Here is a 25388-nt window from a genome sequence, read left to right as displayed (position 1 = left end):
AAAGAACGAATGCCTGGATGGATTCATACAGGACATTGCTTAATCGCTTTGAAACAACAGTGTCGAGTTGGAAGGCTTTCAATTATATCGCTTTTATAACGATATTTTTAAAGAAAATTTACAAAAATAAAAAGTCTAGATGACTTCTTAATTATCTTTGCATCATTATTTGATTATGTATGGAAAAATTGACAATTATAAAAGTTGGTGGCAAGATTGTTGAAGAAGCAGACTCGCTGAAACAATTATTGAAAGACTTCTCACAAATAGAAGGCTATACACTCTTGGTGCATGGTGGTGGCCGTTCGGCTACAAAGTTAGCTGAGCGTTTAGGTATCGAAAGCCACATGGTGAATGGGCGGCGCATAACAGATGAGGAGACTTTGAAGGTAGTGACAATGGTCTATGGCGGGCTGGTAAATAAAAATATAGTTGCAGGATTGCAAGCTCAAGGTGTGAACGCTTTAGGTTTGACGGGAGCTGATATGAATCTTATTCGTTCCGAAAAGCGCCCTGTGAAAGATGTTGACTACGGATTTGTTGGTGATGTGAAAGAAGTGAATGTCGATTTCCTCGTATCTCTTATATCTCAAGGCGTTGTACCCGTATTAGCTCCACTCACACACGACAAAGAAGGGCATATGCTTAATACCAATGCCGATACGATAGCCGGAGAAACAGCAAAAGCGCTTGCCAAATCGTTTGATGTAAGTCTGGTTTATTGCTTTGAAAAAAGAGGTGTGCTGATGGATGAGAATGACGATAATAGTGTTATTCCTCGTTTAAATAAAGCAGATTTTGAACGATTGGTTAAAGAAAAAGTTATTCAAGGCGGAATGATTCCGAAACTGGAAAACTCTTTTGCTTCGATAGAAGCCGGTGTGAAAGAAGTTATAATCACTAGTGCATCAGAGATAGGACAAAACTTGGGTACGGTTGTCGTGTAAGGTTATCTGAATAATGATATAATAACAAAGAAGGTTACAGAATTAATTCTGTAACCTTCTTTGTTTTAAGCCTCTTCTCAATTTTATTATTTGAGAAGCAATGCTTTAAATTCTTCAAAAGTCTTATCTATTGAAATACTTTTCTTTTCGCCTTTCATGAAAGCTTTTAGCTTTTCGGGAATTTCTACGGATTGATCTATAATAGATTCAACTGTTTCCAGAAATTTAGCAGGATGAGCTGTCTCTAAGAATACACCCGTTTCATTTTCTTTTAAGCCATCTATCAGAGCCTGATAGCCACATGCTCCATGTGGGTCTAGCAGATAACCTGTTTTCTCGTAGGTTGCTTTCAGTGTCTTTCTGATATCTTCGTCAGTATAACTATAGCCTGTAATATCCGATGTTATGGCATTATGAGAATGATTGTATAAATCTAATACCCGTGCAAAATTGCTCGGATCACCTACATCCATTGCATTAGCTATGGTCTGAGTAGATGGGCGTGGCGTATAAACACCTGTGTTTAAATATTGCAGGAAGATATCATTCTTATTATTAGCGGCTATAAATCGTTTGATAGGTAGTCCCATTTTCTTAGCGATAAGTCCGGCTGTTATATTTCCGAAGTTTCCGCTTGGAACACAAAATACGACATCTTTAGCCTTGCCTTGTTTCTTCAATTGTGCGTAGGCATTAAAATAATAGAATGCTTGTGGCAGGAATCGAGCAACATTAATGGAGTTAGCAGAAGTAAGATTCAATTTTTTGTTTAATTCATCATCCAGAAATGCAGTTTTAACCATAGCCTGACAATCGTCGAACGTGCCATCTACCTCGATTGCTGTAATGTTCTGCCCTAGTGTTGTAAATTGACATTCCTGAATATGGCTTACTTTCCCTTTCGGATAAAGTACATATACATGGATTCCTTCTACTCCAAGAAAACCGTTGGCAACAGCGCTTCCGGTATCGCCCGAAGTGGCAACAAGCACCTTCACATCCTTTTGACCTTGCTTCTGAATGAAGTACCCAAGCAAACGAGCCATGAAACGTCCGCCGACATCTTTGAAGGCGAGGGTAGGACCATGATAAAGTTCTAAGCTATAAATATTATCATTTACATGTACCAATGGTGTTTCGAAGTTGAGCGTATCGTATACGATTTTTTTGAGCGTGTCAGCTTCAATGTCTTCGCCAAAGAAAGCATCTGCAACTGTATAAGCAATATCCTGAAAGCTTAATTTGTCAATATTCTCGTAGAATGATTGAGGTAGTACTTTTATTTTTTCCGGCATAAATAGACCTTTGTCCGGTGCCAATCCCTTCACTACAGCCTCTTGAAGATTGACTTCAGATGCCTGTTTGTTGGTGCTGTAATATTTCATAAATATGTTTCTGTATTAGTGAGTAATATTACTTACTCATTCCTCTCGATTTATCCCCTAGGTATCCGCCATGATGACGTTTAGCATATTCTTGAGGAGTGAATCCTATTTCTTGCATAGTTCCTACAACCAGTATATCACCAATAGTAGTCATTACTGTAGTCGATGTTGTTGGCGTAAGACCAAGTGAGCATACCTCCTCCGGTTTTCCTGTGGGTAGGCATACATCAGCCTTTTGGGCCAAAGGACTTTCAGGATCACTTGTTATTACGATAAATTTAATACCTGTGATCAGGTTTTTACCTAAATCGATAAGCTCTATAATTTCCCTTGTTTTTCCGGAGTTGGAAAGAACAAGCATAATGTCATTTTCCTGCAATATGCCAAGATCGCCATGCTGAGCTTCGCTTGGGTGCAGAAAAATGGATGGTGTACCTGTCGAACTGAATGTTGTCGCTATATTCTGTGCAATCTGTCCGGCTTTCCCCATACCACTGGTTACAAGTTTACCTTTCTTTCGGTTTACCTGTTCCACTATCAGATCGATAGCATGCGAATAAGCATCGGAGATAGGAATGTTACGTATCGCCGATGCTTCATGTTCAAGGATAGAACGTATGTCGTCTCTATTCATTTGTAGCTTTCAATTATTGGAATGAGGTTTAGTTTGTTTTATACTTGAATTGTATTTTGGCCAAATCTTCATTCGCTTTTTCTATCTTACTTTTAAGATTTTCTTTATAAATTATCAATTTATCGTGTAACGCTGCATCACCTGTTGCTATCATTTGCAATGCAAGTATCGCAGCGTTGAGCGAGCCATTAATCCCCACTGTAGCCACAGGTATCCCCGGAGGCATTTGTACGATAGCTAGTAAGGCGTCCATACCATCGAGCGATGCATCGATAGGCACTCCGATCACAGGGATTGAGGTCATAGATGCAATAACACCCGGAAGGTGTGCTGCCATTCCCGCTGCCGCAATGATTACTTTTATACCTCTGTCTTTAGCTCCCTTGGTAAATGCTTCCACACGTTCAGGTGTGCGATGTGCAGACAAAGCATGTATTTCGAATGGAATTTCCATTTCATCGAAAAACTTCGCCGCCTTTTCCATAACCGGAAGGTCCGAAGTGCTTCCCATTATGATACTTACAACCGGTTTCATATATTATTTTCCTATTAAGTTTTTGTAATCTGCTGCCGATAGTAGGCTGTCTACTTCTGCTGCATTAGTTAGCTCTATTTTTATAATCCATCCTTTTCCGTAAGAATCCTCATTTACAAGTTCTGGCTTTTCTTCCAGTTCCGGATTTATTTCCAATACTTTTCCTCCTGCGGGCATAAGAAGATCTGAAACAGTTTTCACAGCTTCGATACTTCCAAATACATCATCTTTAGCAAATGTTTCACCTTCTGATGTTACATCTACATAAACGATTTCACCTAATTCGCTTTGAGCGAAACTTGTAATACCAACAAACGCAGTGTTGCCTTCTACACGAATCCACTCGTGATCTTTAGAATACTTAAGATTTTCAGGAAAATTCATATCTTTATTATTTTAGTTAATTAAAAAATATATTTCAAATTAGCACCGAACCAAACGCATGTATATGAGATAACTAAGCCTAAACAGAATCCGGCATATACTTGTGCTGGTGTATGACGTTTCAATACTAGTCGTGATACACCCAAACACCCTGCTAAGATAAACAAAATGATTAATAAATTGGAAAGGTTTGGTCTGCTAAGGTTGACATTGTAGCAAACTGACAGGATGCTGCCGATCAATCCTCCGATGCCTAGCATGTGTGCACTTATCTTCCAGTATAAAGTAATTATTGCTCCCATCACCAATAAGATGAGCGGGGCAGCGAGAGTCGCTATAAACCAAGGGTATAAGCCGGCCCTAAAGAAATAGTAAAATAGTAGGGCATGAGATAAAATCGAAACCAAGAAGGGCAAGAGTCTGTCGTGTCTATCTCTAAGGTCATAGTCTTTAACAAGTCCTGCCTGCTTCATAAAGAAAATGCTAATAGCAGGAACAACACAAGATAATAGAAAGACAGGTAAGAGAAACTTGACCGATTGTCCGGCAAACAGAGCACCGAAACTAGTGCATAAAAACAGGAAACAAACCCCGTATGTCGCCATAAAAAGTGGATGGGCTATAATCGATATAGCTTGGGCTAATACTGGTTCTTTTTCTCTTCTCATATTTCTTTTCTTAATCGGGCGATAGGAATATTCATTTGTTCTCTGTATTTAGCTACCGTCCGTCGCGCTATAATGTATCCTTTTTCTTTTAAAATTTCTGATAATTTGTCATCGGTTACCGGTTTTTTCTTATCCTCGTTTTCGATGCATTCTTTCAATATCGATTTTACTTCCCGCGAAGATATCTCTTCTCCCGTATCTGTTTGCATCGATTCTGAAAAGAAATATTTAAGTGGGTAAATAGCAAAGTTAGTCTGTACATATTTACTGTTGCTTACCCGCGATATAGTAGAGATGTCATAACCTGTACGCTCTGCAACATCTTTCAGTATCATCGGTTTCAACTGAGCATCATCTCCTGTCAGAAAAAAGTCGTATTGCAAATCGATAATAGCCTGCATAGTTCGCTGCAAAGTTTCTTGTCGTTGTTTAATCGCTTCAATAAACCAGCGTGCAGAGTCTAATTTTTGTTTAACGAAAAGAACCGCATTTTTAGTATCGGCGTTCATACTTTCTTTATTGTCAGAATAGCCCTTGAAAAGGTCAGAATATTCGCGGCTCACTCTAAGGTCGGGAACATTTCGGTTATTGAGACTAAGAAATAACTCTCCATTATATACTTCTACAATAAAATCGGGAACAATAGTACTTAAAGTCGTAGCCAGAGAATCGTCCCAGTTATTTCCCGGTTTAGGATTTAATGTTGTGATTTCTTGAATAACTTCTTTTAGAATATTATTGTCTATCGAAAGTTGCTTCATTATTTTGTCGTAATGTCTTTTCGAAAACTCGTCAAAATAATCTGAGATAACGGCTGTTGCCAGTTTTACAGCTTTTGATTGTTTCTTTCTTTTCAATTGGAGTAAAAGACATTCTTGAAGATTACAGGCTGCAATACCAGTCGGTTCAAAATCCTGAATAATATCTAATATGCTTCTCAGCTTATCTATAGATACATCTATATTTTGTTGAAAAATAAGGTCGTCGGATATAGCAGATAACGAACGATCGAGATACCCGCTTTCGTCAATATTTCCTATAATATATTCGGCAATAGTATGATCCCGTTCGTTTAATTCACACTCGCCGAGTTGTTCTATCAAATGTTCATGGAGAGATGCTGCAACAGAGAACGGTATTTCATCTTGTCGGGCTGTAGATGATTGTTTGTTATTATCACGAAGGCGATAGTCGGGAATGTCTTCTTCGCTCAGATAATCCCCTAGGGTAATATCTTCCTGAGAAATATTAGTATCATCATCTTGATTAATATCACTGTCGAAATCTGAAGAATCATCGTTTATTTCAAGGCCTTCTTCCAATGCAGGGTTGTCTTCAAGTTCTTGTTTTACACGCTCTTCCAATTCAATAGTCGGCAGTTCGGTAAGCTTTATCACCTGCATTTGCAAAGGCGAAAGCTTCTGTTGTTGCTTAAGTTGTAACTGTTGTTTGAGAGCCATAACGAATATTGATAAATTCCTTGTTAGACAAAGATAATAATTGTTTTGGAAACTAGATTCTAATAAGAAAAGACTTAAGATTTTAAAACACTAAAAATAACTTTCCATTTTTCAATTTTCTGGATTAGTGGAGTTCCTGCATTTGCCGGACTAGGCGATGGGAGTGTTAAATATACTTTGTTGTTATCAAAACCAATGTGTTTTCTGTAGAATTCTTCAGCCTTTTTGCTCGTGAAAAATACGTGAGTTATATGCGGATATGAAGAAAAGAACAGCGTAAAATTATTTGGTTGTCCATTCTTTATACTAGTATCAGCACTGCCTTGTCCTTCGCATGAGCATAGTACATCCCACAATGCGATCCTATTCTCGATAAGTAATGCGACTCTTTCTTTATAGTCTATGGAGAATGGTTGAGCAAATAAAGTAAATAGTATTTTCCAGAACTGATTGCTTTTATGCCCGTAGTACTCCTGTTTACGCAACGATTCTTCACTAGGCATTGTACCCAAAAGTAATATTTGTGAATTACTGTCAACTATCGGAGGGAAAGCAATCTTTCTCATCGGAATAAAGCCTTATCTCACACCATGCATTAGCTTGAGTACAAATTTGTTTAGGCAGATTAGTAATAATCCGCATATAATAACAAATATAGATATATACAGAAATATTTTACCAGCACCTAAAACTTCCACCGACGATGCTAAGAATCCACCTAATATATTTGCTACAAAAGATGATAGTGTCCATACAGCCATCAATAACGAGGCTAATTTAGGAGGAGACAACTTCGTCACTACGGATAATCCGACAGGAGATAGGCATAATTCACCCATTGTATGAACCATATAGGTCAGAATCAACCACCATAAACTAGCTTTTACTGTTACATCCTGAATATCTCCTCCACGTTGAGCAACTGCCCCCAACATGAAAAAGAAGCCAATGCCTAATATGACCATTCCGGAACCCATTTTTACTGGTGTCGGTATTCTTGCACCAACCTTACTACTCCAGAATAAAGCAAATAGAGGAGCCAAGCAAACAATAAAGAATGGATTTACTGATTGAAATATAGGAGTTGGTATTTCATATTGCCCATAAAATGGCAGGTACACAACACGATCAATATATCTGTCTGTATATAATGTTAGCGACGATCCAGCTTGTTCAAACCCAGCCCAAAAAAAGATTGCAAAAAATACGAATATAAAAATAGCGGTAATACGTTGTTTTTCAGCCTTTGTAAGTTTCCCCGTTCCATTGGCTTGACCTTCCTCCGCAGCTTGTTGGCTTCTTTTTTCTATTGCAACCTTTCCCCCTGCTGGTTCAATCCCAATAGTTCCTAAATATTTTTTCGATAAACTGCTAAATAATATTTGTCCAAGACACATGCCTATCGCTGCTGCCAAGAAGCCATATTTGTATCCATAAGTAATAATTGCCCCTGATGAATCGCGAGTTGCAAACAAATTATCAGAAATAATGGCAATAATAAATGGTGCAATTAGTGCGCCCAAATTTACCCCCATATAGAAAATAGAGAATGCTGAATCTCTCTTAGGATCGCCTTGTTTATAAAGACCTCCCACCATGGTTGATATATTGGGTTTAAAAAAACCATTACCTATTATAAGTAAAAATAAACCCGTAAATAATCCGATGTGAGTATTAAAGGCAAAAAGCATCAATTGTCCTGTCATCATAGTCATACCACCAATGGTAACAGCTTTTCTCTGTCCTAGATATTTATCAGCTAACCACCCACCAATGAGTGGAGTGAGATATACAAATCCTGTAAAGAAACCATAAATCAAACTAGCATCCTGTTTATCAATAGAAAGTCCTCCCTCCAAATAAGATTTGGTTAAGTATAAAACAAGTATAGCACGCATTCCATAATAAGAAAAGCGTTCCCACATCTCGGTAAAGAATAATAAGTATAATCCTTTTGGATGTCCTTTCTTTTTTGTGTCATTTCCCGAATCTAACGGGGTAGGCTGATTTAATTCAAGCTCTTCTACCATAGCGATTAGTTTATAACGGTTTTTATTTTACTTCTTGCATTAGTTTTCTGATTATCGGGGACAGAATAAATACTACTGCCGCCATGATGATTGCATATATTGCTAATTGATGATAGCCCTCGGTATATGCCATTAATCGTTCCATCTTGGTTGCTGCTGCACTAGGTAATGACATTCCTGCACCAATTAGTCCTGCCAGATATTGTCCGTAAGCACTAGCTAAGAACCATAATCCCATCATCATCCCTGCCAAGTGGTGAGGCGAAAGTTTTGTAATCATCGATAATCCTATCGGTGATAGGCATAACTCACCAAGAGTCATAACCAGATAAGCGGCGGCAAATATATTAAGGGAAGTCATTCCGTCACCGTCAGCGAATAATCTTTCGGTAAAAAATATGTAATATGCTCCAGCTAAGAATACAAAACCCATACCGAATTTTACGACAGTACTTGGTTCCAGTTTCCTTTTAGCTAAAGCTAGCCATATAAGTCCTATTATGGGGCTGAATATGATAACAAATAATGAGTTGGAGCTATTATTGACAATATTAGGATCTATAGAGAAGAATAGCAATTCGTGTTTGATATTGTCAGCAGCGAATAGCGATAGAGAACCACCTGCTTGCTCAAAAAATGCAAAGAATACGATAGAGAAGGAAATTAATATGAGAGCGGCAATCATCTTTTTGCGCGCCTTAGTATCTTTTATTTTGAAGAACTGATAGAAGAAATACAGTAAAGCTAAAGGGCCTATGATATACATAAACATATCGGTGTATTCTGTGTTCTTTATCATTAAGAATATGAGCGGAATTGTTATTAGAGCACCTATATATACTGCGATCTCTCTGACGGTTCTTTTAGATGCAGTTAAATGTTTAAGAGGGCTGTTTCCGATTGGTCCCAAGTGTTTTTTAGTAAAGGTGAAGATGATTAGTCCTAATAGCATTACACTAGCGGCCGCAATAAAAGCGTAACTCCATCCATGCTCTTTGCCTAGCCAAACGCATAATGCCCCGCCACACAGTGCTCCAATATTTATACCTGAATAGAACATGCTGAATCCTGCATCGCGTCGTGGATCGCCTTCAGCATATAGTTCACCTACCATAGACGATATATTGGGTTTGAAGAATCCGGTACCTATGATCGTTAATGCAATACCGAGGAAGAAGAAATCGTGAGGGGAGACGGCTATCAGCAAGTTGCCGAGTATCATCATTATGGCGCCGAAGGTAAGGGATTTTTTAAATCCTAATATTTTATCGGCAAAAATACCTCCGATAAATGTAAATGCATATACAAAAGCTTGTATGGCTCCGTATTTAAGATTTGCATCTACACGGGTCATGGTGTCTGCAAATTCGCTTACCATGAAAAGAACCAGTATTCCCCGCATCCCGTAGAAACAAAAGCGTTCCCACATTTCTACTGTAAATAAGTACCATAGTTGTTTGGGATATTTCCCTTTAAAATTGTGAATCTCTTCTAGCGTTAATTCTGTCTCAGGTTGTTGCGAGGATGCCATCTTTGATGCTTTAATTAAGTCATTATTAGGAGCCGGATGCATTATGCTGCTCTGTTAACGTGGCAAAAATATAGAAAATTAATTGAAATCACGATGATTATCCCGTTAAATCGGCTACGAGTTCGTCTTGACTTTCGACCACGGAGTCGCACAGAGTATCACGGAGTCAATAATTATTGCAAAACAGACTATTTTATCATCAAAATATGATTTATTTTAGTACGGAAACTTAAAACAACTCTGTGAAACTCCTTTTACTCTGTGGTTGAAAGAAAAGTTGAGACGACTTCTGTTTGAATAATGAAAGGTGAAGTCTTTTTATGAAATTTTTATATCAGTTTCGTGAGCTATAAATTTTTATTGCATGTATCTTTGTCAAAAGATTAACAGAATAGCGGATTATGACACTTAAAGGTAAACATATAGTACTTGGTATTACAGGTAGTATTGCTGCTTATAAAGCGGCCTCATTAACTCGTTTATTAATAAAAGCAGGTGCTGAGGTGCAAATCGTAATTACACCTGCCGGAAAAGAATTTATTACGCCTGTAACTCTTTCTGCGCTTACAGGAAAAGCGGTGGTAAGTGAGTTTTTTACTGCCAATGACGGTACATGGCATAGTCATGTCGATTTAGGACTTTGGGCAGATCTGATGATCATAGCCCCTGCTACAGCTTCTACTTTAGGTAAGATGGCTAATGGTATAGCCGACAATATGCTTATCACAACTTATCTTTCGATGAAAGCTCCTGTCGTTATAGCTCCTGCTATGGATTTGGATATGTTTGCTCACCCGTCTACTACCCGAAATATAGAAATCCTTCGTTCGTATGGGAATATTATTATAGAACCAGCTGCCGGAGAATTGGCCAGTCACCTTATAGGTAAAGGTCGAATGGAAGAACCTGAAAAAATAACCGCATTCGTTGAAGAATTTTTTGAAAAACAAGAATCTCTTTCAAAAAAAAAAATACTGATAACGGCTGGACCAACTTATGAAAAGCTGGATCCTGTTCGTTTTATAGGAAATTATTCATCGGGTAAAATGGGTTTCGCATTAGCCGAAGAATGTGCTGGTCGTGGTGCTGAGGTAATACTTGTTGCCGGTCCGGTATCTTTAAAAACCGATCATCCTAATATTACCAGAGTAAATGTTGAGTCTGCAGAAGAAATGTATAATGCTTCTGTAAATGTATTTCCTAATATGGATGCCGCCATACTCTGTGCTGCAGTGGCAGATTACAGACCCAAAGAGCAGGCTTCGGAGAAAATGAAACGTAATGGCGAGGAACTTAACCTTCTACTTGTTCCCAATAAAGATATTGCTGCCTCTCTGGGTGAAATGAAGAAAGACGGTCAGCGATTGATCGGGTTTGCTTTAGAGACTAAAGATGAAACACAAAACGCACTGAAAAAAATAGAGAAGAAGAATCTCGATTTTATTGTACTTAATTCTCTAAATGATTCTGGTGCTGGTTTTCAATATGATACAAATAAGATATCTATTCTGAGTAGAAATGGCGATCGGAAAGATTTTGGTTTAAAATCGAAAAAAGAAGTCGCATCTGATATTATCACAGAAACTTTAGCTTAACTTGCAATGTAAACTATTTTATAGTCTGTAACTGCTTTATAAACAAATAGCAGCTCCGAATTGTTGAATGAAAGACATTACAAGGATACAAAAGCTGATGAATAATAAAGCGAAGAAAATACTTACATATGTTTTTCTCTCATTTGTAGCACTTATTATTATAGGTTTTGCTGCCAACTGGTACTTGACACAACGTCTCGAATCATATCTGAATGAAAAATTAAGTGAAGCAGTATCTGATGCTACCGATGGTTTTTACAAAATTTCTTTTGATAGTTTATCCGTTGGCCTTTTCAATGGCGAATTATCCATCCGCAATATAGAAGTTATCCCAGACTCACTTATTTTTGACGAATGGGCGGCTAAAGATAGTTTACCTAATACATACTTTAAGATACATGTAAAATCAATTGAGTTTAAGGGGGTAAATCTGACTTGGAGATTTAATTACCAAAAGCTAAATTTTGATTTATTTGAAATACAGTCTCCCAATGTAGAAGTTTTTGATGCATATAGTTCCGATCGTTTCAAGAAGAAAATTAAATATGTAGAATCGAAGACCTTGTACGAGATGGCATCCCCTTATTTTGATGCGATAAGTGTCAAAAAGATGAATATGGAGAATGCCAGTGTAAGTTATATCATCGAAGACCCTATTGCTCCATCTATTTATGCCCTCAGCGGAATAAATTTCTATGCGTATCAATTTCGATTGGATGAAAATTCTTCAAAGAATGGTAAGTTGCTTTATTTCGACGATTTTGAATTTTCGGTAGAAAAACCACAGGTTATATTAAATACGAGCCAACTCCTACTCACGGCGGATACTATACGCCTAAATACAATCGATTCTATTATTCAGATAAAAAATGTAAGTCTGGAACCCCGCGATACTTTATGGCAAGAGATACATCAGATGCCCGATACGTATATAGATGCTAAGTTGAAAGCTGTGGATATGAAAGGTGCTAAATTTAGCCGTATAGAAGGTTTAAATTATTTTGATGCCCGAACTTTCGATATTATTGCTTCTGATATAGAGTATTTTACGACTAAAATAGATTCGGCAGCACCGAGTAAAAAACAAAAATCAGATACTATAATACAATCCTTATCGCTTCATCGAATTATTTCACCGATTTTACATAGCGTAGCTATACAGAATATCGGAATAGAACGAGCTAAGTTTAAATATACGCAAACAGCAGGTGATTTTAAGAACATATATACACTTGAGGAACTCAATATTCATGCTGGTAATTTCCTTATCGATTCGCTGGCAGATGTGAGGAACAGGTATTGGCATTCCGAGAATTTTTCCTTAGATGCCAGAGGAATAAACGGAGCTTTGACCGATAAAAATCATAATATAAGTATTGCCCATATAAATCTGGATGCAATGCAGCGGTTTTTGCGTGTAGAAGATATAAAAGTGTCTCCGATCTCTACCCATACCCGACAGGATTATATGTCCGGTTCTATAAAACTGATAGCTCTCGAAGAACTTGTCGTAGACAAGGGTATAGAAGCGGATGTTTTAAAAATAAGCAACCCGTATATTAACTATTTTAAGGTAAAGAGACCCAAAACAGAATCTTCTAAACCAGATCTATCGGATGATAAGAATAATGTCTTCGATCTTATTTCACCCTTTCTAAACTTCTTTTCTATTAAGAGGATTAGCCTCCTAAATGCTGATCTGGCATACAATGACAAAATCACAGGGGCTAACTATCGGTTGAGAAATCTAAATGCGTTTGTGACCAACTTTCTTATAAATGACGATACGCGTAAAGCGTCGAGTTCCCTTTTTACGTATGATGGTTTTGGCTTAAGTTTTAGAAATTTTGATAATTATTTGCCGGGAAAAGATTATCGCTTACAAATAGCAAGAGGCGGTTTTTCAACTATGGGTGATGGATTGCGTTTGCAAAATGTAAAAATAATACCTCAAGATCAACTTAAAAATAAGCATAGCGGAACATATCTAAGTTTCGAAACACCTTTGATAGAAGGAAAGGGAGGTATATATAATCCCAAAACAAAATCGATTGATATTACTTCGTTTAATTTGCATTCACCTAAAGTCGATATTGTTAAGATTGCTGCCGGTGAAGCAAAGGCTGGTAATAAAGCTTCGCCTAATGATATAAGCTCTTTCCTGAAAAACTTAAATATAGGGAATCTGAATTTAAATGATGCTGATATTAGTTATCTGGATCGATCATCGAAAGATAGTTTGACTTTACAGTTTAATAGTTTATTATTAAAAACGATAGTTTGGAGTGGGAATGACAAGAGTAATATTGGTGAAATTTTACTGGATGCACCCCGGATCATTTATTCGAAGTACAATTCATCGAAGAAAGCCGATAGTGGAAATAAGGCAACAGATATGAGTGATATTTCCGCCTTATTAGGTAGTGTTATTGGTATCGGTAAATTTGACATTACAGATATTGATTTTAGCCTTACACAGCCTGATGTTCTGGTAGGTATGAAGTCGGAACAAATAGCGATCGGTACAATGCAATGGTCACCTAAGGGAAATAATTCGTCGTTTGTTTTGAACGGAGTAAATATAAAGAATCCCAAAATTGATTATCATCAGATACATAACCAAAAGGATACTGTTATGCAGGCCGCTGATTCACTATCGAAAAAAGATATTTATGATCTTATCGGTTCTTATGCGAAAAATGTATCAGTAAATAAGTTCGATATTACCGGTGCCAGTATAAACTATACTTCCAATTTGGAAGGGCAAAATACAAGGAAACAAAAGATAAATGAAACGAATCTCAATGTTGAAGGCTTTTCGTTAGATGCAAATAAAAAAACAATAGCCCTAGATGATGTGTCATTCAATACGAAGGATATTCGTTTCCCTATTATGAATGGCTTTTATACAATCGAGGTGGGAGAGATAGATTTAAGTAAAAAGAAGAACAGTTTGACCCTTGATGGTTTGTATATGATACCGGCTTATTCTAAAACTGAATTTGCATATAAGCATCCTCGTCATAAAGACTGGTTCAATCTTTCGGTTGGTAATATATTAATTTCGGATATTGATTTACCAACATATTTATCAGAAAAGAAGCTAATCATAAAAGATGTTCAGGTTAACGATGTTATTCTCGAAAACTTCAAGAACCAGCAGATAGAAATACAGCACAATATAATGCCGATGATATACGAGGGATTGCAAAAAGCACCGCTCAAACTTTCGGTAGACAATCTGGACGTGCATAATTTTTCTGTGGTTTATGAAGAACTGCCTAAAAATAGCAAGCAATCAGGTAAGATATTCTTTACAGAAATGAATGGGAGGTTTACCGAATTTACAAATATAGTGTCGCGCCCTAATCAGTTTATAAAACTGAATGCAGACGGTAAATTAATGGGAACAGGTCATTTCACAGCAACATGGATGCTGCCTGTTGATGAGCATAACGATAATTTTATTCTAAATGCTCATCTTAAAAATTTCGATCTTCGAGATATGAACCAGTTAATAACACCTATGGCTACAGCCGAAGTGACAAGTGGTATGCTGAACGATCTCACTTTCGAAACGCATGCTTCAAGCAAAGGCGCAACTGTCGATATGCTGTTCTTGTATAACGATTTGAATATTACAGTCTTTAAAGATCTGGAAACAAAGGAGCAGCAAAAGGTTTACACATATCTTGCAAATAAAGCATTGAAGACCAACAACCCCGATAAAGAAGGTCGTAAGCCGCGCCAACCCCATATTACCATAGTACGCGATCCTTATCATTCTACATTCAACTACCTGTGGCAGATATTACAGCCACCTGTGGTCGAGTCAGTCGGTGTATCTCAGGGTAAACAGAAATTTGTTAAGAAAGTATCGAAAGTCTTTTCTGGTATCAAGAACTTTTTCAGCTTCGGGAAGAAGAAAAAGAATCAGACCGAAAAGCAGGATGACGATAGTAAAGGACAATAATTTACTTGTAAAGTTTTCCCTGCCATGTATTGCGGTCAGCGAAGCGTTTCAACACCATAGCCGTAAATTCAAAGTTTTTCAGACCCCAATCCGGTGCTATAAGCAACTGTTTAGGTGATTGCGAAACGAAGCGTTCGATAACGAAGTCAGGGTTTAACCTTTCCGCAAAGCCAATGCATAGGTCGATATAATCCTCTACTTTAAATAAATTGAACCACTCGGGATGCTCTCTATGTTGCTTTGCCATAACAGTTCCCCTGATCAATTGTAATTGATGAAGTTTTACTGTAGTGAGAGGCAATTTGGAAATTTCGTCGGCATGAGCTAATATCTGTTCTTTACTCTCATGTGGCAATCCGAGTATTAAATGTGCTCCGGTAGAAATACCACGCGCTGCAGTTTTCTTTATAGCTTCCACACTCTCGGCGTGGGAGTGTCCTCTGTTAATAAATTCGAGTGTAGAATCTAAAGTCGATTCTAAACCATACTCTATCATCAGAAAAGTGCGTTTGTTTAACTCTTCAAAATAGTTGAGTAATTCATCCGGCATACAATCGGGGCGCGTGCCTATTATCAGGCCAACTACGTTCGGATAGGCTAAGGCTTCTTCATATAGTTCGATCAATTTATCAGTGCTATCGTATGTGTTGGTATATGATTGAAAATAGGCAAGATATTTCATCTCAGGATACTTGTAAGAGAAGAAGGCTATTCCGTCTTTCAACTGATCGCTTACCGATCGCTGTTTTCCTCCATATCCCGGGCTGAAACTCTGATTGTTGCAATAGGTGCATCCCCCTACCGCTTTCGAGCCGTCGCGGTTAGGGCAGGTAAACCCTGCATTTATGGATACTTTTTGTACTTTGTGGGGGAAATGTTTAGTAAGAAGTTCCCCAAATTCTTTATATGGTTTGATTTGCATTTATCTCTCTTTAGTTGAGCGACAAAGGTAAGAATTCGGATTCTTATAAATATTTTTATTTTGTTATTAATATTAAATAACGTGAGTCGAGATTAGAAAATAAACAATAAAATATTTAGTTGAATTTGTCATCCCGATACGTAGTGAGGGTCTCCTGAGTGCATTCCATGGAGAGATGCTTTGTATCTCAGTCTGATAAACAGATCAATATAGAGCAAATGATGCTTAGCTAAATACGAATTTATAACTCCTGACGTTTTCTAATAAAAGAAACTTCTATCTTTATCGAATGAAAATCTTCGAGTATAAACTTTTTTTCAGATATCTTTTTGTAATCGTAGCTATGGTCATAGCTTTCGGTTCTTTGATCGTGTCTCACTATCTGGTGAAAGATTTATCTCGCGAAGAAGCCAATAAAATTACAGTTTGGGCAGAGGCGACAAAAGAATTTGTAAGTAGTGATAATAATATAAGTATGAATCTTATCGTTCAGATTCAGGCAAGTAATACAACGATCCCTGCCATTCTGTACGATAAGAAAGAGAATTTTTATATTTCGACCAACATCGAATTGCCTGACGAAGATCAGCAGGAGTTTTTAAAAGAGAAAGTTGCTGCATTCGAGAAGAAGCACGAGCCCATAGTAATAGATGTCGAAGATTTTGATCAGTATGTCTATTACGATGATTCTTATACACTTAAGCGTTTGCAGATTTTTCCATACATTCAGTTGGCGGTATTGACCATCTTTGTAATCACCTCCCTACTTGCTATAATGAGTACCAAGCGTATGGAGCAAGATCGATTGTGGGTTGGTTTGTCTAAAGAGACTGCTCATCAGTTGGGAACACCTATTTCATCGTTGATGGCATGGACAGAATATCTGCGAATGAAAGACGTTGATCCCTCTATTGTGACCGATATGGAGAAGGATGTAAATAGATTGCAGATGATTACCGACCGCTTCTCCAAAATAGGTTCAGCACCCGTCTTGGAACGAAAGGAAGTAAACGAACTTATCCGCCAAACGATAACCTATCTTCAAAAAAGAATATCTAAGAAAGTGATATTCGAACTCGATATACCTTCCACGCCTTTATATGCTAATATTAGTGAATCCCTCTTCAGTTGGGTAATAGAAAACCTTACGAAAAATGCTGTCGATGCAATGGAAGGGATTGGGCGTATAACATTTACGCTATTCGACAAAGGGGGTATCATTTGCCTTGATATTAGCGATACAGGCAAGGGGATTCCAAAATCAAAATTCCAGGCAATATTTAATCCCGGATATACTACAAAAGCAAGAGGATGGGGACTCGGTCTGTCTCTAGCCAAACGCATTATTGAATCGTATCACAAAGGGAAAGTGTATGTGAAATCGTCGGATATAAATGTTGGGACTACATTTTGCATCGAACTGAAAAAGGTTGATTAAGTTCTGCTAATACAATGCTTAACCTGATTATTTTCTTATTTTTGCGACTAGAATATTATAAAATCAATAAAATATCCCTTTAAATGGTTAAATTTTCAAAAGCGTTTTGGGTCGCTAACTCCGTTGAGTTACTAGAGCGACTGGCATACTATGCCATATTTATTTCGTTGACCTTGTATCTATCTAATGTATGGAGCTTCTCTGATATCGAGGCCGGTATAATAGCCGGTACTTTTTCTGCTCTATTATACTTCTTACCTACTTTTGTTGGTGCTTATGCCGATAAAATTGGTTTTCGTAAAGCTATAATGATTGCCTTTGGTCTTCTAACCATTGGTTATTTCGGGTTGGGATTTATTCCGACTTTACTCCAAAGTGCAGGACTTGTCGAATATGGAGCTGGTAATGCCGTTGGCCTGAATACAGATCTTACGGAGATTGATCTCCGTAGTATAGAGGCGACATTCAGAGCATTTTTCAAATCAATAGGAGTAGGTGATTTTGGTAAACATACTATTTTTACCGGACTCGAAACCAGTGCGCAACGTTGGACTGTTATTCCTATTCTTTTATTCATCGTAGTCGGCGGTGCTTTTATAAAATCTGTAATTTCGGGAACTGTAGCCAAGGAAACAACTTCCGAAACCAGAGCCAGAGGATTTGCCATCTTCTATATGATGGTAAATATTGGTGCGTTTACAGGTAAAACGGTTGTAGATCCACTTCGTAGAAGCATTGGTGATCAGGGTTTAGTTTATCTCAATTATTTTTCAGCATCGATGACTTTGATTGCTTTAGTTGTGGTTTATTTCTTATATCAGTCATCTAAAACAGCCGGGCAAGGGAAAACTTTTTCCGAAATATGGAACGCTTTGGTAAAAGTTTGTTGCAATGGTCGTCTTGTTGCTTTAATTCTTATCACCAGTGGGTTTTGGACTGTTCAGCAGCAAATGTACGCTTCTATGCCCAAATATGTGATCCGTATGGTGGGAGAAGGTGCTTATCCGGGGTGGATCGCCAATGTGAATCCGTTAGTCGTATTCTTATTGGTGAATCTCGTTACTACAATAATGAAGAAACGTTCGGCGCTGTCTTCTATTACTGTCGGGATGTTTATTATACCTATTTCCGCTCTTGTTATGGCAGGAGGTAATATGTTGACAAATGAAGGTGTTGGCGAGATACTTGGTATGCATCCAATCACTTTTATGATGATTATTGGTATTGGGCTTCAAGCGTTGGCCGAGTGTTTTATATCACCTCGATTCTTAGAGTATTTCTCTTTACAATCGCCAAAAGGAGAAGAAGGGCTTTATCTTGGATTCAGCCACTTGCACTCGTTTGTGTCTTCATTGATTGCTTTTGGTATTTCGGGATTTCTTTTGGAAACATTCTGTCCCGATCCTAAAAAACTTCCGATAGGAACAGATTATGCTGCTGCAACAGAACACGCTCATTATTTATGGTTTGTGTTTATTGGTATAGGGCTTGTCTCGGCTCTTGCACTTATTATATACGGGCAGGTTATAAAACGATTGGATGCAAAGAAAATGACGCATGCATAATATCTAATAATATCGATATATAGACCTCAGATTTATCATTAAATCTGAGGTCTTTTATTTTTATCAGAAAAATAATTTCATCTGCGATGTCATTTTAATTTATTCTTGACGACTAATATATAAAAGATTGATTGATGGATAAGATTGATGGATAAGATTGATTTAGAGAATAGGTTTATAGAGATAATTCGCAAAAATGAGCGGATTATTTATAAAGTATGTTCCTTTTATTTTTCGGATGAATTACCCCTGTCAGATTTGTATCAGGAAACGGTATGTAATTTATGGACGGCTTTTCCCAAGTTCAGAAACGAGTGTACTATATCTACATGGATATACAGAATAGCATTGAATACATGTGTTTCGGGATTGAGAAAAGAAACCCGTCAGCCTAAAGGAATGTCTGCCTCGGCTCTATACGAATCATTGCCTGCCCCCGAGGATATGAGTGAGCAAATAAAAGAGATGTATCGTCTTATTCATCAATTAAAAACAATGGAGAAAGCAATCATCTTACTTTATCTCGAAGAAAAATCATATCAGGAAATAGCAGATATAACAGGATTGACAGTAAGTAATGTGGCCACAAAGCTCAAACGATCCAAAGAAAAACTGAAACAAATGTCGAATCTTTAATGTATTGAAATTATGGAAATGGATGAGTTGAAAAATAGTTGGTTGTCGTTGGACGAACGGTTGAAAAAGCAGGAAGTATTGAAAGAGAATATAATAAAAGAAATGTTGAATAATAAAACGAATAAGGCATTGAGCAAATTGACCAATTTTGAACTGTTTGGCTCTGTACTTACACTACTCGTATATCCTGTTTTTATATATCAATTTTCAACAAATGAGTTTAATACGATTCAAAGTATATTTGTGTATAGTCTGTTGGTTTTTCTGACTGTAGCAGTCTGTTCGCAACTTTGGAAAATGTATAGGCTACTGAAAGTAGATTTCGGAAAGCCGTTGAGTTATAACATCAATATTATACAGCGTTATAGGATATACTTGAAGAAGGAAAAATCGTTCAATATAATAGCTTTGTTTTTCGTTCTCGGATATATTTTGGAAACTGCAATAACCTTCCCTCATGGATTAGATGCGTGGAGGTGGGTGGCGATGATCTGTATATTCGTTGGAGCCTGCGTAATGACTGTTTGGCAGTATAAAAAAATATACAAAGCAAATATCGAATCGATACTCAAAAGCCTTGATGAATTGAAAGAATTGGAAGAAGAAAAGGACTAAGAATCGTCTACAATATTTATAGTTTAGATACTGTTGAATCTTTATGCATTCAGCAGTATCTTTTTTAATTATCTTTGCACCATCTAAAAAACTAAAGAAATATCAATGGCACGGAAGAAAAAAGATAATCCGATTGTAGAAAATGTAGAAATAATAGATATAGCCGGAGAAGGGAAGGCAATAGCAAAGATGGACAATATGGTCATTTTTGTTCCTTTTGTCGTGCCCGGCGATATTGTCGATTTGCAACTGAATCGCAGGAAAAAGAATTATGCAGAAGGCAAGGTACTTCGTTTCGAGAAATATTCGGATATGCGTGTCGATGCTTTTTGCGAACATTTCGGTACTTGTGGCGGATGCAAATGGCAGATACTTCCTTATGAAGAACAATTGAAATTTAAGCAAAAGCAGGTGACTGACAACCTTACACGTATAGGTAAGGTCGAATTGCCCGAGATAATGCCCATACTAGGTTCGGAAAAGACACAATTCTATCGCAATAAACTGGAATTCACTTTCTCCAATAAGAAATGGCTGACTTTAGAGCAGCTTCGTACTGCTGGCGATTTTGCGGATATGAATATGAATGCTTTAGGGTTTCATATTCCCGGAGCTTTCGATAAAGTATTGGATATTAATAAGTGCTGGTTACAAGATAACGTGTCGAACGATATACGCAATTTTATTCGTCAGTATTGCTACGATAAAGGTTATACATTCTTCGATCTGCGCAATAGAGGCGGATTGATGCGTAATATTGTTATACGCACATCTACAACAGGCGAACTGATGCTTATTGTTGTGTTTTATGATGACGATAAAGACCAACGCGAAGATTTGCTTAAAGCGATTGCCGACCAGTTCACACAAATAACATCGTTGTTATATATCATCAATCAGAAGGCCAACGATACGATTACCGATCAGGAGGTGCTGACTTGGAGAGGTAACGATCATATATACGAAGAGATGGAAGGTCTTAAGTTCAAGATCGGGCCAAAATCTTTCTATCAGACAAATAGTGAACAGGCATACAATCTATATAAGATAACGAGAGACTTTGCCGGCTTGACAGGCAATGAACTTGTATATGATCTTTATACAGGAACAGGTACTATTGCCAATTTCGTAGCTCGTCAGGCTAAGAAAGTAGTAGGCATTGAGTATGTTGCAGATGCGATCGAAGATGCAAAAGTAAATTCGGAGAACAATAATATCGATAATACGCTCTTCTATGCAGGAGATATGAAAGATATTCTTACTCAGGACTTCATCAACGAGCACGGTCGCCCCGATGTGATCATCACCGATCCTCCCCGTGCCGGTATGCACGATGATGTGGTGAATGTTATTCTGTTTGCAGAACCCGACCGTATTGTTTATGTGAGCTGTAATCCGGCGACACAGGCTCGCGATTTATCGCTATTGGATGCGAAGTACAAAGTAGAGAAGGTGCAGCCTGTGGATATGTTTCCGCATACGCACCATGTCGAAAATGTTGTTTTACTTGTGAAAAAGTAACAAATTGAATTGAAAGAATGCTAGATAGCTGATAAATTTATATCTTTGCAAGCGCTGCTTTTCTTTCGATTGGCAGCGTTATTTTATTATAAACATATTACTCTATATTAATTTAGAAAATGAAAATTGCTATTGTTGGTGTGAGTGGAGCTGTAGGACAAGAATTTCTTCGTGTCTTAGATGAGCGTAATTTCCCGATTGAGGAACTGGTATTATTTGGATCTGCCCGTAGTGCAGGTAAAACTTACGACTTTCGTGGTAAGCAATATACAGTAAAGGAACTCAAGCACAACGACGATTTTAAAGGAATACATATTGCCTTTACGTCGGCAGGTGGAAGTACTTCTGTTGAGTTTGCTTCTACTATTACCAAGCATGGCACAATAATGATAGACAATTCGAGTGCTTTCCGTATGGATAAGGACGTGCCGTTGGTTGTGCCCGAAGTAAACGGCGAGGATGGGAAGATTCGTCCGAAAGGAATTATAGCAAACCCAAATTGCTCGACCATACAAATGGTTGTAGCTATGGACGTGATAGAGAAAATCTCTCATATCAAACGTGCTCATGTGGCTACTTATCAGGCTGCATCGGGAGCCGGTGCTGTTGCTATGGACGAACTGATCAGCCAGTTTAAGCAATTGGCGAATAAAGATGAAGCGACAGTAGATAAGTTTGCTTATCAGTTAGCATATAACCTGATCCCTCAGATCGATGTATTTACCGATAACGGATATACAAAAGAGGAATTGAAAATGTATCACGAGACTCAAAAAATAATGCATTCGGATATCGAAGTGAGTGCAACATGTATCCGGGTACCGGTTTTGCGTTCGCATTCCGAAGCTATCTGGGTAGAAACAGAAAGACCTGTCTCTCCGCAGGAAGCCCGCGAAGCTTTTGCAAAAGCAGAAGGTATTGTTTTGCAAGATGAGCCGTCGAAAAAAGAATATCCGATGCCCCTTTTTGTAGAAGGAAAAGACCCCGTATATGTAGGTCGTGTTCGCGAAGATATTTCTAACCCGAATGGCTTGACGTTCTGGGTAGTTGCAGATCAGATAAAGAAGGGTGCAGCCCTTAATGCAGTACAGATAGCCGAGTATTTGATTAAAGAAAAAGCTATTTAAGGCGTAAACTGTTTGTATAATCAAAACAAACGATTATATTTGCATCGCAATTGAGCAAAATGATGCTTTTTTGTGGTCTTGGAAGTGTGGGTGAGTGGCTGAAACCACCAGTTTGCTAAACTGACGTACGGGTAACTGTACCGGGGGTTCGAATCCCCCCGCTTCCGCAAAGTCAACTAATAATCAGTTGGATACAAGACAAAAGGACTAAAATAGAGAATGAAATCTCGTTTTAGTCCTTCTTTTTTGTCCGAATGAATATATCAATATGTATCTAGGTAGTAATCTATACTTAAGAGGGTGATAGAAACTTATGTCAACAAAATTTGAAAACGATCCCTCCTTCCATCTCGTCTAATCCAATTTTGTAATTGGATATTATCCAACAACTTTTCAGAAAGTCATATTTGTAATTTTCAGATAGATATGAAAGGATCTGATCTATATTCTCAATCTTATCGGGATGTAAAATTACAAAATCGCATACATCTTTATCGTTGAATAAAGCCGAAAGCGAGGCACTGTGTCCATCAAATCTTATTTCGATATTCTTATCATTGATTCCTTTCTCAACATAATTTATTATACAGATAGGATAATCTGAATACTCGGTTTGTATGTCGGCATGCGAAAGTTGTAGTGCAGAACAAGCATATCCGATTAATTCTATAAAGTTTTCTATAGTCATATATGTCCGTTTTTAAGCCTGATTGTTTAATCAAGCTGATATAAAATAATAGAAATGAATTATTTATATGCCTGTCTTCTCTATCTTATTCACTTTGTACGGACTAACAATGTGTATAAAAACAGGATGTAAATGCAAATATACAATTTCATCTAAAATGTTAACAGCTATTTTTTCTTTTTTCATATCTTTAAGGTCACAGACCTTTTTGTTTATATCTTTGAAGTTGTAAAATATTAATAGGATGAAGAAGTCAATCACATACTTACCCAAGCGTAAACAGGAAGATTTATATTTCCTTGTAAAAGAGATCAACAAACGGATTCCGCAAACGGAAATGATTATCTTATACGGAAGTTATGCTACAGGTAAATATGTAGAATATGACGAGCGGGTCGAATTTGGTATTCCTACTTCGTTTATGTCGGACTATGATATTTATGTTATCACAAGTGGCATGAGCGATAAAAAAGCCGGGAATTTACTCGATAATATAGATGATCTCTACTACAAAGACCCCGACCATCAAACCCCCGTACAGTTTATCAATGACGATATTAAAATCTTAAATAAAGCTCTCGAAGAAGGCAGGTATTTTCATACCCAAATCAAGCAGGAAGGTATAGTCCTTTACGACAGCGGTAAGTATAAATTAGCCCGAAGAAGAAAGCTGAACTTTGATGAAATACAAAAACAGGCTCATGAGTATTTTGACGAGAAGTTTCATCGAGGGAATTTATTTCTAGAACAAGCTGTATTCATGTATGATAAAAATGAATATGCGATGGCTTCATTCAATCTTCATCAAGCTTGTGAAAATTACTACTATGCAATTCGCTTATCCTTTACTTTAAGGAGCAACAAACAACATAATTTGGCAAAGCTATCTTCATCCGTAAAAAGGCATTCGGGTAAGTTGTTACAAGTTTTTCCCCGACACACTGCCGAAGAAAAACGGCTGTTCACTTTGCTAAAAGATGCTTATGTCGAAGCTAGATATAATCCGAATTTTCTGGTGACTAAAGAAGATATTGATGCTCTAATTCCTAAAGTTGAATTATTGCGGGATATTGTAAAGGAGATTTGTGAGGATAAGATTAGGGAGTATGGGGGAATGAAATGAAAAAATAGATATTCTAACAATACATAAATATCAAAATCTATGAAAACTATAAAATTCTCATTTGTAATTATTTTATTTGCTGCATTCTTTATTTCTTGTAGTGATGATAATAAAGATCAAGTAGTTATTGATGAATTTGCAGGTCATTATAAGATTACTTCTATTGAGTCGTCTGTACCAATTGATATGAATAACGATGGGATTAAATCGGACAATATTTTAATGGAAATATCTGGTCGTCATGCTTTTAACGGAGAGGTTGTATCTAATTTCTACAATTTTAATTCATTTCCGAGTTATGCAGAGGTCAGACCTTTGCCCGAACAATCGAATGATGCTAGATTAATTGCATTTAATTATCCTTATCAGATTCTCCTCAATGAGGATGAAGGTAATCCTGTATTAATGTATTATATGAAGCAATTTATCAACTATTCTTATAATCTTAAACTGTATAATATAATTGAAAAGTAGTCCACTAAAATAATTGAAAAGTATACCACCGGTTAAGTAAAATCCGCTAGAGCTTCTAATAAAGCCCTGCATTTTACTAACAAATATTAACATTATAAATTCCTTTGTGTATGAAACACTAACACAGAGGGTAAAAT

Annotated in this window: 22 protein-coding genes, 1 tRNA gene and 1 pseudogene; 13 read left to right on the top strand and 11 right to left on the bottom strand. The window is 37.3% G+C overall.

What is annotated here, in order from left to right; genetic code table 11:
- Both G7Y57_RS18075 and argB read left to right on the top strand, forming a co-directional pair.
- Window positions 1-143, top strand: a pseudogene (locus G7Y57_RS18075) (IS5/IS1182 family transposase); the annotation flags it as partial.
- A gap of 36 nt (window positions 144-179) precedes the next feature.
- Window positions 180-947 (top strand): acetylglutamate kinase, encoded by a 768-nt coding sequence (gene argB, locus G7Y57_RS16840; RefSeq protein WP_165026896.1) that lies wholly within the window; start codon window positions 180-182, stop codon window positions 945-947.
- 86 nt (window positions 948-1033) lie between these two features.
- On the opposite strand, the gene thrC is transcribed toward argB, so the two are convergent.
- From thrC to G7Y57_RS16795, 9 genes are all read right to left on the bottom strand, one after another.
- Window positions 1034-2332, bottom strand: coding sequence for a threonine synthase (gene thrC, locus G7Y57_RS16835; RefSeq protein ID WP_165026893.1), 1299 nt, complete (start codon window positions 2330-2332; stop codon window positions 1034-1036).
- A gap of 28 nt (window positions 2333-2360) precedes the next feature.
- On the bottom strand, window positions 2361-2966 hold the full coding sequence (locus tag G7Y57_RS16830; RefSeq protein ID WP_165026892.1) for an SIS domain-containing protein: 606 nt from the start codon (window positions 2964-2966) through the stop codon (window positions 2361-2363).
- Window positions 2967-2994: 28 nt separating this feature from the next.
- Window positions 2995-3501 carry a 5-(carboxyamino)imidazole ribonucleotide mutase gene (gene purE / locus G7Y57_RS16825; RefSeq protein WP_165026889.1) on the bottom strand — a complete coding sequence of 169 codons (507 nt, stop codon included), beginning with the start codon at window positions 3499-3501 and terminating at the stop codon, window positions 2995-2997.
- A 3-nt stretch (window positions 3502-3504) separates the two neighbouring features.
- Window positions 3505-3885: a glycine cleavage system protein GcvH gene (gene gcvH, locus G7Y57_RS16820; protein WP_165026887.1), complete on the bottom strand. Its 381-nt coding sequence runs from the start codon at window positions 3883-3885 to the stop codon at window positions 3505-3507.
- A 20-nt stretch (window positions 3886-3905) separates the two neighbouring features.
- Window positions 3906-4553, bottom strand: a complete 648-nt coding sequence (locus tag G7Y57_RS16815) for a phosphatase PAP2 family protein (protein WP_165026885.1) — start codon at window positions 4551-4553, stop codon at window positions 3906-3908.
- Entirely contained in the window at window positions 4550-6013 is a 1464-nt protein-coding gene (rpoN, locus tag G7Y57_RS16810) for an RNA polymerase factor sigma-54 (RefSeq protein WP_165026882.1), read from the bottom strand. The genes G7Y57_RS16815 and rpoN overlap by 4 nt, the downstream gene beginning before the upstream one ends.
- A 74-nt stretch (window positions 6014-6087) precedes the next feature.
- A complete protein-coding gene (locus G7Y57_RS16805; protein WP_165026880.1) occupies window positions 6088-6579 on the bottom strand; it encodes a DNA-deoxyinosine glycosylase in 492 nt (163 codons plus the stop codon).
- 12 nt (window positions 6580-6591) lie between these two features.
- On the bottom strand, window positions 6592-8043 hold the full coding sequence (locus tag G7Y57_RS16800; RefSeq protein WP_165026877.1) for a peptide MFS transporter: 1452 nt from the start codon (window positions 8041-8043) through the stop codon (window positions 6592-6594).
- 22 nt (window positions 8044-8065) lie between these two features.
- Window positions 8066-9574 carry a peptide MFS transporter gene (locus tag G7Y57_RS16795; protein WP_165026875.1) on the bottom strand — a complete coding sequence of 503 codons (1509 nt, stop codon included), beginning with the start codon at window positions 9572-9574 and terminating at the stop codon, window positions 8066-8068.
- Between the two features lie 401 nt (window positions 9575-9975).
- Between G7Y57_RS16795 and coaBC the strand changes: the two genes are divergently transcribed.
- On the top strand, window positions 9976-11169 hold the full coding sequence (coaBC, locus tag G7Y57_RS16790; protein WP_165026872.1) for a bifunctional phosphopantothenoylcysteine decarboxylase/phosphopantothenate--cysteine ligase CoaBC: 1194 nt from the start codon (window positions 9976-9978) through the stop codon (window positions 11167-11169).
- Between the two features lie 67 nt (window positions 11170-11236).
- Complete coding sequence (locus G7Y57_RS16785; RefSeq protein ID WP_165026870.1) at window positions 11237-15142, top strand: DUF748 domain-containing protein; 3906 nt, start codon at window positions 11237-11239, stop codon at window positions 15140-15142.
- A gap of 1 nt (window position 15143) precedes the next feature.
- Here the strand turns inward: G7Y57_RS16785 and G7Y57_RS16780 are convergent, their stop codons facing one another.
- The gene (locus G7Y57_RS16780) at window positions 15144-16064 is read right to left on the bottom strand and encodes a TIGR01212 family radical SAM protein (RefSeq protein WP_165026868.1); all 921 of its coding nucleotides are present in this window, start codon (window positions 16062-16064) and stop codon (window positions 15144-15146) included.
- A gap of 289 nt (window positions 16065-16353) precedes the next feature.
- Between G7Y57_RS16780 and G7Y57_RS16775 the strand changes: the two genes are divergently transcribed.
- From G7Y57_RS16775 to G7Y57_RS16745, 7 genes are all read left to right on the top strand, one after another.
- The gene (locus G7Y57_RS16775) at window positions 16354-17502 is read left to right on the top strand and encodes a sensor histidine kinase (RefSeq protein ID WP_165026865.1); all 1149 of its coding nucleotides are present in this window, start codon (window positions 16354-16356) and stop codon (window positions 17500-17502) included.
- Between the two features lie 83 nt (window positions 17503-17585).
- Complete coding sequence (locus G7Y57_RS16770; protein WP_165026863.1) at window positions 17586-19067, top strand: peptide MFS transporter; 1482 nt, start codon at window positions 17586-17588, stop codon at window positions 19065-19067.
- 147 nt (window positions 19068-19214) lie between these two features.
- The gene (locus G7Y57_RS16765; protein ID WP_165026861.1) at window positions 19215-19703 is read left to right on the top strand and encodes an RNA polymerase sigma factor; all 489 of its coding nucleotides are present in this window, start codon (window positions 19215-19217) and stop codon (window positions 19701-19703) included.
- 18 nt (window positions 19704-19721) lie between these two features.
- Complete coding sequence (locus tag G7Y57_RS16760; protein ID WP_165026859.1) at window positions 19722-20318, top strand: hypothetical protein; 597 nt, start codon at window positions 19722-19724, stop codon at window positions 20316-20318.
- Between the two features lie 105 nt (window positions 20319-20423).
- Entirely contained in the window at window positions 20424-21839 is a 1416-nt protein-coding gene (gene rlmD, locus G7Y57_RS16755; protein WP_165026857.1) for a 23S rRNA (uracil(1939)-C(5))-methyltransferase RlmD, read from the top strand.
- 119 nt (window positions 21840-21958) lie between these two features.
- On the top strand, window positions 21959-22966 hold the full coding sequence (locus G7Y57_RS16750) for an aspartate-semialdehyde dehydrogenase (RefSeq protein WP_165026856.1): 1008 nt from the start codon (window positions 21959-21961) through the stop codon (window positions 22964-22966).
- Window positions 22967-23046: 80 nt separating this feature from the next.
- Window positions 23047-23133 (top strand) — tRNA-Ser (locus G7Y57_RS16745).
- Between the two features lie 149 nt (window positions 23134-23282).
- Here the strand turns inward: G7Y57_RS16745 and G7Y57_RS16740 are convergent.
- Window positions 23283-23654, bottom strand: coding sequence for a hypothetical protein (locus tag G7Y57_RS16740; RefSeq protein ID WP_165026846.1), 372 nt, complete (start codon window positions 23652-23654; stop codon window positions 23283-23285).
- A gap of 244 nt (window positions 23655-23898) precedes the next feature.
- Between G7Y57_RS16740 and G7Y57_RS16735 the strand changes: the two genes are divergently transcribed.
- Together G7Y57_RS16735 and G7Y57_RS16730 are read left to right on the top strand one after the other, a co-directional pair.
- Window positions 23899-24777 (top strand): HEPN domain-containing protein, encoded by an 879-nt coding sequence (locus G7Y57_RS16735; RefSeq protein WP_165026844.1) that lies wholly within the window; start codon window positions 23899-23901, stop codon window positions 24775-24777.
- 39 nt (window positions 24778-24816) lie between these two features.
- Window positions 24817-25251: a hypothetical protein gene (locus tag G7Y57_RS16730; protein ID WP_165026842.1), complete on the top strand. Its 435-nt coding sequence runs from the start codon at window positions 24817-24819 to the stop codon at window positions 25249-25251.
- Window positions 25252-25388 lie beyond the last annotated feature (137 nt).

Origin of the sequence: Dysgonomonas sp. ZJ279 (assembly GCF_011039205.1) — a bacterium.
Taxonomy (GTDB): domain Bacteria; phylum Bacteroidota; class Bacteroidia; order Bacteroidales; family Dysgonomonadaceae; genus Dysgonomonas.
This window is presented reverse-complemented; position numbering and strand designations above follow the sequence as displayed.

Bases quoted from the DNA above. Each gene is read 5' to 3' on its own strand.
- G7Y57_RS16815 (WP_165026885.1), bottom strand. From the start codon at position 4,553: ATGAGAAGAGAAAAAGAACCAGTATTAGCCCAAGCTATATCGATTATA.
- rpoN (WP_165026882.1), bottom strand. From the start codon at position 6,013: ATGGCTCTCAAACAACAGTTACAACTTAAGCAACAACAGAAGCTTTCG.
- G7Y57_RS16730 (WP_165026842.1), top strand. From the start codon at position 24,817: ATGAAAACTATAAAATTCTCATTTGTAATTATTTTATTTGCTGCATTC.
- argB (WP_165026896.1), top strand. From the start codon at position 180: ATGGAAAAATTGACAATTATAAAAGTTGGTGGCAAGATTGTTGAAGAA.
- rlmD (WP_165026857.1), top strand. From the start codon at position 20,424: ATGGCACGGAAGAAAAAAGATAATCCGATTGTAGAAAATGTAGAAATA.
- G7Y57_RS16775 (WP_165026865.1), top strand. From the start codon at position 16,354: ATGAAAATCTTCGAGTATAAACTTTTTTTCAGATATCTTTTTGTAATC.
- thrC (WP_165026893.1), bottom strand. From the start codon at position 2,332: ATGAAATATTACAGCACCAACAAACAGGCATCTGAAGTCAATCTTCAA.
- G7Y57_RS16750 (WP_165026856.1), top strand. From the start codon at position 21,959: ATGAAAATTGCTATTGTTGGTGTGAGTGGAGCTGTAGGACAAGAATTT.
- G7Y57_RS16770 (WP_165026863.1), top strand. From the start codon at position 17,586: ATGGTTAAATTTTCAAAAGCGTTTTGGGTCGCTAACTCCGTTGAGTTA.
- G7Y57_RS16760 (WP_165026859.1), top strand. From the start codon at position 19,722: ATGGATGAGTTGAAAAATAGTTGGTTGTCGTTGGACGAACGGTTGAAA.
- G7Y57_RS16740 (WP_165026846.1), bottom strand. From the start codon at position 23,654: ATGACTATAGAAAACTTTATAGAATTAATCGGATATGCTTGTTCTGCA.
- G7Y57_RS16780 (WP_165026868.1), bottom strand. From the start codon at position 16,064: ATGCAAATCAAACCATATAAAGAATTTGGGGAACTTCTTACTAAACAT.
- G7Y57_RS16765 (WP_165026861.1), top strand. From the start codon at position 19,215: ATGGATAAGATTGATTTAGAGAATAGGTTTATAGAGATAATTCGCAAA.
- G7Y57_RS16795 (WP_165026875.1), bottom strand. From the start codon at position 9,574: ATGGCATCCTCGCAACAACCTGAGACAGAATTAACGCTAGAAGAGATT.
- coaBC (WP_165026872.1), top strand. From the start codon at position 9,976: ATGACACTTAAAGGTAAACATATAGTACTTGGTATTACAGGTAGTATT.
- G7Y57_RS16785 (WP_165026870.1), top strand. From the start codon at position 11,237: ATGAAAGACATTACAAGGATACAAAAGCTGATGAATAATAAAGCGAAG.
- G7Y57_RS16800 (WP_165026877.1), bottom strand. From the start codon at position 8,043: ATGGTAGAAGAGCTTGAATTAAATCAGCCTACCCCGTTAGATTCGGGA.
- gcvH (WP_165026887.1), bottom strand. From the start codon at position 3,885: ATGAATTTTCCTGAAAATCTTAAGTATTCTAAAGATCACGAGTGGATT.
- G7Y57_RS16830 (WP_165026892.1), bottom strand. From the start codon at position 2,966: ATGAATAGAGACGACATACGTTCTATCCTTGAACATGAAGCATCGGCG.
- G7Y57_RS16805 (WP_165026880.1), bottom strand. From the start codon at position 6,579: ATGAGAAAGATTGCTTTCCCTCCGATAGTTGACAGTAATTCACAAATA.
- G7Y57_RS16735 (WP_165026844.1), top strand. From the start codon at position 23,899: ATGAAGAAGTCAATCACATACTTACCCAAGCGTAAACAGGAAGATTTA.
- purE (WP_165026889.1), bottom strand. From the start codon at position 3,501: ATGAAACCGGTTGTAAGTATCATAATGGGAAGCACTTCGGACCTTCCG.